9 protein-coding genes are annotated in these 10,705 nt (G+C 62.6%); 2 read left to right on the top strand and 7 right to left on the bottom strand.

Features of this window, described 5'->3' with window-relative positions:
- Positions 1-257 (bottom strand): hypothetical protein (locus VMA74_RS07525; RefSeq protein ID WP_325366020.1); only part of this gene is annotated, 257 nt, incomplete at its 3' end.
- 658 nt (positions 258-915) lie between these two features.
- Here VMA74_RS07525 and VMA74_RS07520 point away from each other — a divergent pair.
- Positions 916-3,861, top strand: a complete 2,946-nt coding sequence (locus VMA74_RS07520; protein ID WP_325366019.1) for a bifunctional diguanylate cyclase/phosphodiesterase — start codon at positions 916-918, stop codon at positions 3,859-3,861.
- A gap of 336 nt (positions 3,862-4,197) precedes the next feature.
- Here VMA74_RS07520 and VMA74_RS07515 read toward each other — a convergent pair whose 3' ends face one another.
- The 6 genes from VMA74_RS07515 to VMA74_RS07490 form a co-directional block, all read right to left on the bottom strand.
- Positions 4,198-4,506 (bottom strand): DUF3247 family protein, encoded by a 309-nt coding sequence (locus VMA74_RS07515; protein ID WP_325366018.1) that lies wholly within the window; start codon positions 4,504-4,506, stop codon positions 4,198-4,200.
- A gap of 100 nt (positions 4,507-4,606) precedes the next feature.
- On the bottom strand, positions 4,607-4,873 hold the full coding sequence (locus tag VMA74_RS07510) for a hypothetical protein (RefSeq protein WP_325366017.1): 267 nt from the start codon (positions 4,871-4,873) through the stop codon (positions 4,607-4,609).
- 199 nt (positions 4,874-5,072) lie between these two features.
- Positions 5,073-5,714 (bottom strand): hypothetical protein, encoded by a 642-nt coding sequence (locus VMA74_RS07505; protein ID WP_325366016.1) that lies wholly within the window; start codon positions 5,712-5,714, stop codon positions 5,073-5,075.
- Positions 5,715-6,169: 455 nt separating this feature from the next.
- Positions 6,170-7,744, bottom strand: coding sequence for a PAS domain S-box protein (locus VMA74_RS07500; protein WP_325366015.1), 1,575 nt, complete (start codon positions 7,742-7,744; stop codon positions 6,170-6,172).
- A gap of 581 nt (positions 7,745-8,325) precedes the next feature.
- A complete protein-coding gene (locus tag VMA74_RS07495; RefSeq protein ID WP_325366014.1) occupies positions 8,326-8,655 on the bottom strand; it encodes a TfoX/Sxy family protein in 330 nt (109 codons plus the stop codon).
- A 66-nt stretch (positions 8,656-8,721) separates the two neighbouring features.
- Positions 8,722-9,195, bottom strand: a complete 474-nt coding sequence (locus VMA74_RS07490; protein WP_325366013.1) for an Lrp/AsnC family transcriptional regulator — start codon at positions 9,193-9,195, stop codon at positions 8,722-8,724.
- A 165-nt stretch (positions 9,196-9,360) separates the two neighbouring features.
- Here VMA74_RS07490 and ald point away from each other — a divergent pair, with 165 nt between their 5' ends.
- Complete coding sequence (gene ald, locus VMA74_RS07485; protein ID WP_325366012.1) at positions 9,361-10,479, top strand: alanine dehydrogenase; 1,119 nt, start codon at positions 9,361-9,363, stop codon at positions 10,477-10,479.
- Positions 10,480-10,705: the final 226 nt, after the last annotated feature.

Below are 10,705 nucleotides of genomic sequence, written 5' to 3'. Positions count from 1 at the left end.
CCGTGAGCGGCAAATTGCTTGGCCAGATCGATCATCGGTTGGAAGCTGGACAACTGCTCTGCGTCTTCGGGTGAATCCCACACACTGACGTTCGTCAGCTGTGATTGAGCGCGATCGACGCCGGCGAAAAAGCTACGCAGTCCTTTCAACGCAAGGATGCCTTTGAGCTCCTGTTCTGCTTTTCGCATCGCCTCCTCTGCCTCGTCGATACGGCCTTCGGGAATGATCATGGTGGCAAAGCGGACCGTTGGATTCATCGGAAGCTCCATGTTATAGGAGGGCTAGGCCCAAGGATCTTATGCTGCAGCAACGTCTGTGCACCACTGTGGGTGAAAGCCGGCTATCAAGCGCTACGCATGCTAGCGATCGTAGTCTTGCTAGGCATAGCCAAGCTGGCTCGATGGGCCATGGCCTGACTACTGCCTGCCGCCAAACACGAAGCAAGCAATAGGGAGACCAGTGCCGCCTGCACCACGCGGCCGATCACCGTCGGAATGCCCAACGGGCGCCGTCCGCCATCGACTTTCGGTATCTCCACCCGCTTCACTGCCTGCGGTCGATAATGGCCCCTGCGCAGCGCTTTGCCCACACGATGCAGGCGTTCCACCCCGGCCCTCCCCTACTGACACAGGGGAGAGAGCTTGCTTGTAGGTTGGCGGTGAGCGTAAGCGAACCCCAACGTTTCCATGCACAGATTGGCGATGTTGGGGTTCGGCGTTGCCTCACCCGAACCTACGCGGCATCGCGCATCCCCATCCCGGGCACTTTCACGGCCGGCTCTGTCTAAAGCCATCAAAGGTTTAGCCGATACATTGACAAAGCCGCAGTAGCAATGCCTCATAGCACACGAGGTTCACATTTCCTGCACTGCTGGTACCCACTGATAGGTGCGCCATAACGGCAGCTTGGTTGGCCATGAGCCTGAGTCGTCCCATACCTGTCATTACACCCAAGGAGCCGAAGAACACGGCCTGGCTCGGCTGCCTGATCGAAGCCGAAACGCCAGCCCAGGTCGCGGCTCTCATCGAAACGCTACTGCAATCGCAGCAGCATTGCCGTCAGGCCAGGGTGCTGATGCTCGGCCGTGCGCAAGACCCGCGCTTTGCCGGCATGCAGCCGGTCGACGCCGAAGAACTCGCCTTCGCCCAGGAAGCGCTGCAGGCCGGTGACGATGCCCGGCTGTCCGCCGACGGCAAGCGTTGCGCCCTGCTGTTGCTGCGGGAGCAGCAAGTCGTGCTGCTGCTCAGCATGGCCATCGAGGGCGCGGCCAAGGCGGTGCTCATCCGGCTGAGCCCGTATCTGCAACTGGGGGCGCGCCAGCTGCACCACACCATCAAGCTGGCCGAACTCTACGATTCGCACAGCCAGCTGGAGCATTCGGAAAACCTGCAGCGCGCGCTGTTCTCGATCTCCGAGCTGTCCGGTTCTGATCTGGAAATGCCGGACATGCTGCAGGAAATCCACCGCATCGTCAGCGGGCTGATGTATGCGGAAAATTTTTTCATCGTGCGCTATTACGCCGAGCGCGATTGCATGCGCTTTCTGTACTACGCGGATATCCAGGACCAGGACAAACCGGAAACCAACCGCGACATGCGCCTGGAAGAGCGGCGGCATACGCTCACCTGGTACCTGCTTGTCCGCGGCAAGCCGTTGATGGGCAGCAACGAGCAGTTGCAGCAGCAGGTCAATGGCCCGCTCCTGATCGTCGGCCCCGACAGCGACGACTGGCTCGGCGTGCCGATGCTGCGCAACGGCCAGGTGCACGGCGCGCTGGTGGTGCAAAGCTACGGCACCGGCATCGTGTACTCGCGCGACGATCTTGCCCTGCTGGAATTCGTCGGCAACCACATTCTTACCGCGCTGGAACGCAAGGAAAGCAAGGACGAGCTTGAGCGGCGCGTGCGCCAGCGCACCGAAGAGCTGGCCGAACTCAACCGCGGCCTGATGCAGGAGGTCCACGAACGCCATCGCGCCGAGCGCCTGCAAGAAGCGCTATTCCAGGTAGCACAACTGGCCACCGCCGATATCGACGAAAACACCTTTTACGAACGCGTGCACAGCGTGGTGGGGCGATTGCTGGATGCGAAGAATTTTTTCATCGCCCTGCTCAGCGATGATCGCAGCAAGCTGGAATTTCCCTACTTCATGGATGCCGGCGAGCGCCATCAGCTAGCGCGCCCGGTCGGCCGCGGCTTGAGCGAGTACGTGCTGCGCCGCGGCCAGGCATGGTCCGGCACGCGCGAGGACATCATGGCGCTGACGCGCGCCGGCGAAGTGGTGCCGCACCATATCGGCGAACCGTCCGCCTACTGGCTGGGGGTGCCGCTGAAAGTCGACGAAGCCGTGATCGGCCTGGTCGCGGTGCAAAACTACGACTCCCAGGCCGCCTACGGTGCGCCGGAACAGGAACTGCTGAGCTTCGTGGCCCTGCAGATCGCCAACAGCATCTACCGCCGCCGTTCCGCGGTCGCCCTGCACCAGGCCAACCTGCGGCTGGAACACCGCGTGGAAGAACGCACGCGCGAACTGCGCGCCGAAATCGCGCGGCGCGAGCAGATGCAGCAGCAACTGCATCACCAGGTGATGCACGACCCACTCACCGGCCTGCCCAACCGCGGCTACCTGCGCGAGCGGCTCGATCGCGTGCTCAACCGCATCCGCAGCGATCCCTCCCGCCGCTGCGCCCTGCTGTACATCGACGTCGACCGCTTCAAGGTGATCAACGACAGCCTGGGGCACCTGGCCGGTGACGAATTTCTCAAAGCCGTCGCAGTGCGGCTGCTCACGCACGTGCGCGAACCGGACATGGTGGCGCGGTTGTCCGGCGACGAGTTCGCGATTTTGCTGGAGGACATCGAGAACACCGACACCGCCACCATCATTGCCGACCGCGTCCTGCAAGCCGTGGCGGCGCCGTTGCGCATCTCCGGCAAGGAACTGGAACCCTCGGTCAGCGTCGGCATCGCCTGCGGCGACGCCGGTTATCTAGATGCAGACGAACTGATCCGCGACGCCGACATGGCGCTGTACCAGGCCAAGGAACTGGGCCGCAAACGTTTCGCCATCTTCGACGAGGCGCTGGCCAAGGGCATGGTCGACGTGCTCGCGATGGAGAGCGAACTGCGCAAGGCGCTGCGGCAAAACGAATTCGAGCCGCATTTCCAGCCGATCTGCCGGCTCGGCGATGGCCACGTGGTGGGTTACGAAGCGCTGATCCGCTGGAACCACCCGCAGCGCGGCCTGCTGCGGCCATCGGATTTCGTGAAGATCGCTGAAGACAGCGGCCTGATCGAAGCCATCGACTGGCGCCTGTTCGAACTGAGCTGCCGCCTGCTTGCGCAGCAAGGCCCCGGCGAACCGTTCATCACCTTCAACGTATCGGCTTTGCACTTGCGCCATGCCGATTTCGACGTGCGCATCCTGAAGATGCTCGAACGCAGCGGCCTGGCGCCGGATCGGCTGGTTACCGAGGTGACCGAAGGCGCCCTGCTGGACAACCCCGAAAGCGTGCGCGCCGTGCTCGACCGCCTGCGCAGCGCGGGCGTCGGCGCGGCGCTGGATGATTTCGGCACGGGTTATTCATCGCTGAGCTACCTGCACTCCCTGCCCTTGCGCATGCTCAAGATCGATCGCGCCTTCGTGCAGGAACTCGACAAGTCCGACAGCAGCAACAGCACCACCGTCGTCGCCGCGATCCTTGCGCTGGCGCATGCGCTCAACATCCAGGTGATTGCCGAAGGCATCGAGACACAGGCGCAGCTGGATGCGCTGGTGCGGATGGGCTGCGAGATGGGGCAAGGGTATCTGCTGGGCAGTCCGGCGCCGATGTCGCATTGGGTAGCGGGCGGCGAGGATTGATCTTGCGGATGTGTCACCCCGGCAAATGCCCTGTCCATTGATCACATTTTCCCCGCTGAGAGCCCGCTGCTTTGTACTCCCTCTGCCCCGTTATTGATCAAAAATGGGGGAGAGGGAGTAAAGCGCAATGCTCCGAACTTAAGGATGTTTCAGCCGCCAGAAATCCAAGCCCGTCATTCCGGCGAACGCCGGAATGACGAATTAGAGTTCCCGGCGATAGATGGCCCTTAAGTTCGGAGCACTGGGTAAAGCGTGCCGCAGGTTTGATGGTGGCAAGGGAAAATATGATCAAGCGACAGAGCCAACGCCGGGGCCGGCGACTTAGAGTTCCGAGACCTACGCCTTGCTCGCCCCCATCCGCACCGAATCCAGATGCTGGATATCGCGGATCTCCCCCAGCCATACCAGCCCATCCCAGTCCGGCCGATGGGGGTCGATCAGCCGCACCACCCCATTCATGCCTTGCTGCTCGCCGGGACCTATAAAAACCTGCACCGTCGGCGTGACGCTGACCACGCCTTCGACCGTTTCACCATCGTGCTTGACGATACGCACGGCCGCATTCACCGCCAGCTCCGCCACCCACTTCTCAAGCAGGGCGATATCGGCAGGATCGGTAAAAACACGCTCGGCGCTGCATCCCATGTCGATACCCGCATGGCGATGGAGGCAGCTAGCTTGGGAGTTTTGTCGTAAAGGGGATGTGGCCGGCCCGTCATGGCACGGGCACGGCCCTATGGGGATATCAGGCTTTCAGCTTTGTGCTGTCGTGCGGCGCATGCTGGTGCTTTTCCTTCACTTCGCGAAGCAGTTCAAGCACATGCGCATGCTGTTCGCGGCGTTTCTGCTCCTGCGCGGCCAGCAATTGCTGCCGGCGCGTCATGCGTACCGGCGGTTGCGCCTTCGCCGGACGAACGATGCGGCTGATGTAGTCGGACCAGGTGCTGAGACTCCAGAGCGAATGCTGCGAGCCCGGTGTCCTCCCGGGGTTGAACGAATCAGAGGTATTCATGAAACGGCCTCCACCACGGACGGTTGCCCGCGGCAGCTTGTCGCTGCCCGGACATTCACTCTGCGCTAAGCATCGTTAGCCATTCGTGATGCAAGCGCTAGGAATGGCTGAGAGGGGTCGGGTCCGGCCGGCCGGACCCGTTGGCGCTTCCCCTTGCAGGCGCGCACTGTGCAGAAAGCGGCGCGCCAGCAACCGCGCGTCAATACAGCCAGGGCGGCGGCAGCGGCAGGGACACGCCGTCATCCAGATGCCAATTGGCATGCACCACCTGCCCATGATGCAGGGTCACCACCGTGACGCCCGGCGCTTGCATCAGCGCGATGATCTGGTTGAAACCGGACCAGTTCGCCGCGGTGTACGCCCAGTGCTCCATGATGTTGTCGTTCTGCGCGGTCAGCGGCGGTGTCGCGTCGTGGTCGTAGTCGGCCGGATAGCACTCATGCAGCACGTACATGTCGTTGCCGGTCGGCGCCGAAGAAGGATCGAGCGGATTGCTCAGCTGCGGCCCCTTGTCGACCTCGTAGGACAGGCCCGCACCGAAATGGGTCATTTCCCAGAACTTGGCGTGGCTTGCCCACAGGGCATCGAATCCGGGCGAGCCGTCCGGTTGCGTACCTTCGTACTTCGGCGGCGTGATGACGACGATGGTCAGCGCCTCGTTGCCCGTGCCGCCAACGCTATTGTCGAAGCACGGGTTGAAATACTTGGCATTGGGATTGGCGTCCGGCCACACGGCGGCAGGATAAGCCTGCGCGCGAACGGCTGGCGCGGGGAAAACTGCGCCCGCGGCGCACACAACGACCAGCACCGCAGCAAACGTCACTTTATTCAAGCGCTTCATGGGATGGTCTCCAAGGGAGAGGAACCGTGTTCCGTGCCTCATCCTGCCCAACGCGAACACGTGGCGATCGGGCCCCTCCCCACGCCGCAGTGCACCTGCCAAAGATGGATTCACGGCGCGGCCGCAAAGCCACGCATTCGCCTGCCCCGGGGCTTTGCACGCCCCACTGCATTCGCAGCGGTTGTCGATGGCAGTTACACGATGAGCAAGGCCATGCGCCTTGGCCGTGTTGCTGCTTTGAGCGCATACCATGCCAACCAGCTTGCGTTCATCGCCCGTTGCGGTCATGCGCTCGACCTGTGCATTCCATTGCGCACGCTCAAGAGTCCGCGAAACCTACACGGCACGCCGTCAACGCACCGTATAAGCAAGCGCGCAAGTTGGCGGTGAGTGCATGCGAACCCCAACGTCGCCATGCAAAAAATGTTGGGGTTCGGCGTCGCCTCACCGCCAAGCTACGCATGCAACTGCCGATCCTCCATCGCCTTGGCGATCGCCTGGAGCAATCCTGCACGGTCATAAGGCTTGGCCAGGCGTGTTGCGCCATCGCTCAGATCGGCGGGAATCTCCGCATAACCCGTCGCCAGCACCACCGGCAGCGCGGGCCAGCGGATGTTCACTTCGCCCACCAGCTGCGCGCCGGTCATGCCTGGCATCGCATGGTCAGTGATGAGCAGGTCCATGTCCGCATGGTTTTCCAGGTGCTGCAGCGCTTCCTCCGCCGACGAGACTTCGCTGACGCGATGTCCAAGATCCTGCAGCATCGCCCCGGTGACGCTGAGCACGAGCGGATCGTCGTCCACCACCAAGATATGCAGGGGGCGCCCCACATTCACCTGCGTGATCGATGCGGGCGGCGCGATGCCAGCCTGGCCGGCGGCTTCCGGCTCCACGCTGGGCAGCCACATTTCCACCCGCGTGCCGAAGCCCCTGCTGCTCTTGATGACCAGGCGGCCGCCCGACTGCTCGACCACGCCATGCACCATCGACAAGCCCAGGCCCGTACCCTTGCCGATGCCCTTGGTGGTGAAGAACGGCTCGGTCGCCTTGGCCAGGGTTTCCTCATCCATGCCCTCGCCTTCGTCCGTGACGGAAAGGCATACGTAATCGCCGGGCGCCAGCTGCGTGGGATGCTTGTCGTCGATGGTGACGTTGCGCGCGGCGATGACCAGTTCGCCGCCCTTGGGCATGGCATCGCGCGCATTCACCGCGAGGTTCATCAGCGCCAGCTCCAGCTGGTTCGCATCCGTCCGCACCGGCATGAGCGTGGTGGGAAACATCGTCTTGATATTCACCAGCGGACCCAACGACCGGCGCAACAGCTCGGTCATGGCCGCCACTAGCGACACGATATCCACCGGAGCCACGCGCAACTCCTGCTTGCGCGCAAACGCCAGCATGCGCTGCGTCAACGCGGCGCCGCGCTGCACCGCCGATTGCGCGCTGCTTACCAGCTTGTGCAGCTGCGCATCCTGCGGGAGCCGCAGATCGAGCATGTCCAGGCAACTCTGGACCACCATCAGCAGATTGTTGAAATCGTGCGCCACGCCGCCAGTGAGCTTGCCGATGGCTTCGGTCTTCTGCGACTGGAACAACGCCTCGCGCGCACGCTCCAGTTCTCGCGCAGCGTTGCGCTGCTCGGTCACATCGCGCGTGATCTTGGCGAAGCCGACCAGTTCGCCGTGGTCGCCCAACACGCGATCGATCACCACATGCGCCCAGAAGCGCGAACCATCCTGGCGCACGCGCCAGCCTTCGCTTTGTACCCGCCCTTCAACAGTGGCAAGCGCAAGGTTCCTCTGTGGTATGCCGGCTTCACGATCGGCCTGCGTATAAAACGTCGAAAAATGCCTGCCGATGATTTCCTCGGGCCGGTAGCCCTTGATGCGCTCGGCGCCGATATTCCAGCTGGATACACGGCCCTCCCGGTCCAGCATGAAAATGGCGTAGTCCGTGATCGACTCCACCATCAGGCGGTATTGCCGCTCGGCGATTGAAATCGGGGTTGCGGTTAAAGGTAGGTTTGCCATGCGTCTTCCAGCCATGAATCGATGGAACGTGTAAAGACGAATGAGGATCCACGGCGCCGGCCTGCCTCCCCCGCAGGCAGAACACATATGCAAATGTCACCGATCGATCAACACGCGTTCGATTGTGTACCGCAAACAAGCGCTACGAAAGTACCCAACATACACGCTTGTGAAAAACTTGCAGCATCTTCTGCCATGCTTCACTCGCACGTCACAGTGGCTAGCCGCAATGCACACAAAATGACCAGCGACATGCGCGGCAAAGCAGACAGTCAAGCGCCAACGCGGCGCATCCTTTTCAAGCATGGGCTGTATTGCTCCGTGTGGGAGAGCAACACAGACGACTATCCGCCGCACCACACGTTTGCGGAAATGAACATCGCTATCCAGCTCACGGAGATTCGTCGCTCCTGCGAGCGCCGGGCGACGAATCAAGGAATGCATAAAGCTTTCCTTTAAGTTTGGAGCATCCAGTGTTGCCTTAATCAAAGATGGGAGAGAGGCGGCATTTCCCGCCTCGATCTGTCATCCCCAAAGCCGCTCGCTCAGTACGTCTCGTTGCGCACGGCAAGCCGGTGAAATCACTTCGCCGGCAGCGACCTGACAAACGCCAGCGCCGCATCCAGCAATCGGCGTCGCAACGCGTCGTCTGCATAAGCCTCGGGTGCCACGCGCACCCAGCCTTGCATGCGTCGGCTGCCCGACAGCATGGGCACGATACCCGGCAGCTTGAGCGCCCATGCATCCTTATCCTTGCCGAGCCGCACCAGCAAACCATCCTGGCGCGCGCCGCACAGCAGGTTGCCGTGCACCAGCCATGCCAAACCGCCGAACATGGTTTTTTCCGCAAGACCACGCACGTCCTGCAAGTCGTCGCTCAACAGCGCTTCAAGTCCTTGGTCGCGTGCCATGGTCACCCTTCCTCACTGATCGATCTGCTGCCGTGCGCAGATGCCGGGATTTCATCGCACATCGCATCACACAGGCAACGCCGTGGTCCGCTTCACCGTGCGCAATGCCAGCGTCGATTGCACGCGCACCACGCCCGGCAACTGCGTGAGTATCTCGGTATGAATGCGCTCGAAGTCGGCCGAATCGGCGTACGCCACGCGCACCATGTAATCGGCGGCACCGGCAAGCAGGCAGCATTCGGTAACCTCGGGATGTTTCTGGATCGCCAGCTCGAAGGCATCCAACGCAGCGCGGCCTTGCTGGTCCAGGGTGACCAGTACGAAGGCGGTGCCCGACAAGCCGGCGGCTTTTTCGTCCAGCAGCATCACGTAGCGGGAGATCAGGCCGCGGTCTTCCAGCAGCTTCACCCGCCGCAGGCAGGCCGAGGGGGAAAGATTGATCCGCTGGGCGAGTTCGGCATTGGCCAGGCGGCCGTCTTCCTGCAGCAAGCGGAGGATGGCGCGGTCGCGTTCGTCCAGGGGTGGAAAAGAATTCGTCATGGATTCTATATTTTCGCCGAAACTTCGCATTGGGTGCGAAAAATTCGCTCATCCTTGGCCCTAATGAGCGAGAAATTGCGCAGAACCTCGATCATACTGCGGCCCGCGCGGCACACGGAAGGCCAGCGCAGCAACCCTCCCAAACCATTGTCGAGAGATCGAGTCATGCGCATCGGTGTACCGAAAGAGATCAAGAACCATGAATACCGGGTGGGCCTGGTCCCATCGTCCGTGCAGGAATTGGTACACCACGGCCATCAGGTGATGGTGCAAAAAGACGCCGGCATTGGCGCCGGCCTGACCGACGCGGACTACGTCGCCGCGGGCGCCAGCATCGTCGAAAGCGCCGACCAGATCTTTGCCGAAGCCGACATGATCGTGAAGGTGAAGGAGCCGCTGGCGGTGGAGCGCAAAAAGCTGCGCAAGGGCCAGATCCTGTTTACCTACCTGCACCTGGCGCCCGATGCCGAGCAGACCCACGACCTGATCGCCTCCGGCGCGATCTGCATTGCATATGAAACCGTCACCGCAGCGAACGGCTCGCTGCCGTTGCTGACACCGATGTCGGAAGTCGCCGGCCGTCTGGCGCCGCAGGTCGGTGCGCATTCGCTGGAGAAGGCCCAGGGCGGCCGTGGCGTGCTGCTGGGCGGCGTACCCGGCGTACCGGCGGCCGAGGTGGTGATCCTGGGCGGCGGCGTGTCCGGTACGCACGCGGCCACCATCGCTGTCGGCATGGGCGCCAAGGTCACGGTGGTCGATCGCTCGGCCGAAGCGCTGAAGCGCCTGGCCACGCAGTTCGGCACCTCGATCTCCACCGTGTTCTCCACCCGTTCGGCGGTCGAAGAACTGGTGCGCCGCGCCGACCTGCTGATCGGCACCGTGCTGGTGCCCGGCGCCGCCGCGCCCAAGCTGGTGACGCACGATATGGTACGCACCATGAAGCCAGGCTCGGTGATCGTCGACGTCGCCATCGACCAGGGCGGCTGCGTGGAAACCTCCCACGCCACCACCCACTCCGATCCCACCTATGTGGTCGACGGCGTGGTGCATTACTGCGTGGCGAACATGCCTGGCGCGGTGGCGCGCACCTCCACCTTCGCACTCAACAGCGTGACGCTGCCCTTCACCCTGTCGCTGGCCAACCACGGCTGGAAGAAGGCGCTGCAGCAGGACGTGCATCTGCGCAACGGCCTCAACGTGTTCGAAGGCAAGCTCACCTGCGAACCGGTCGCGCAGGCGCACAAGCTGGCGTATGTGTCGGCGGAAAGCGTGCTGGGGATGTAAGTCTTCGTAGTTGGCGGTGAGCCCCGGACTTGCTCCGGGGCGAACCCCAGCGTTGCCATGCACATCCCACCGTTGGGGTTCGGCTGCGCCTCACCCCAACCTACGCCCGAGAAGTAAATCCTCTGCGAGCAGGCGCTACGCAGAGAACGTGTCGATTCATCCTCTTCCCGTTCGTCGCCGGATAAAGCCCCCTTTTTCCACGGAGCCACCGCGATGAACCTGAAAC

It is taken from the genome of Dyella sp., assembly GCF_035508675.1.
In the GTDB taxonomy this organism is placed as follows: domain Bacteria; phylum Pseudomonadota; class Gammaproteobacteria; order Xanthomonadales; family Rhodanobacteraceae; genus Dyella_B.
The sequence above is the reverse complement of the archived record's forward strand: the minus strand, read 5'-3'. Positions and strand labels throughout refer to the sequence as shown.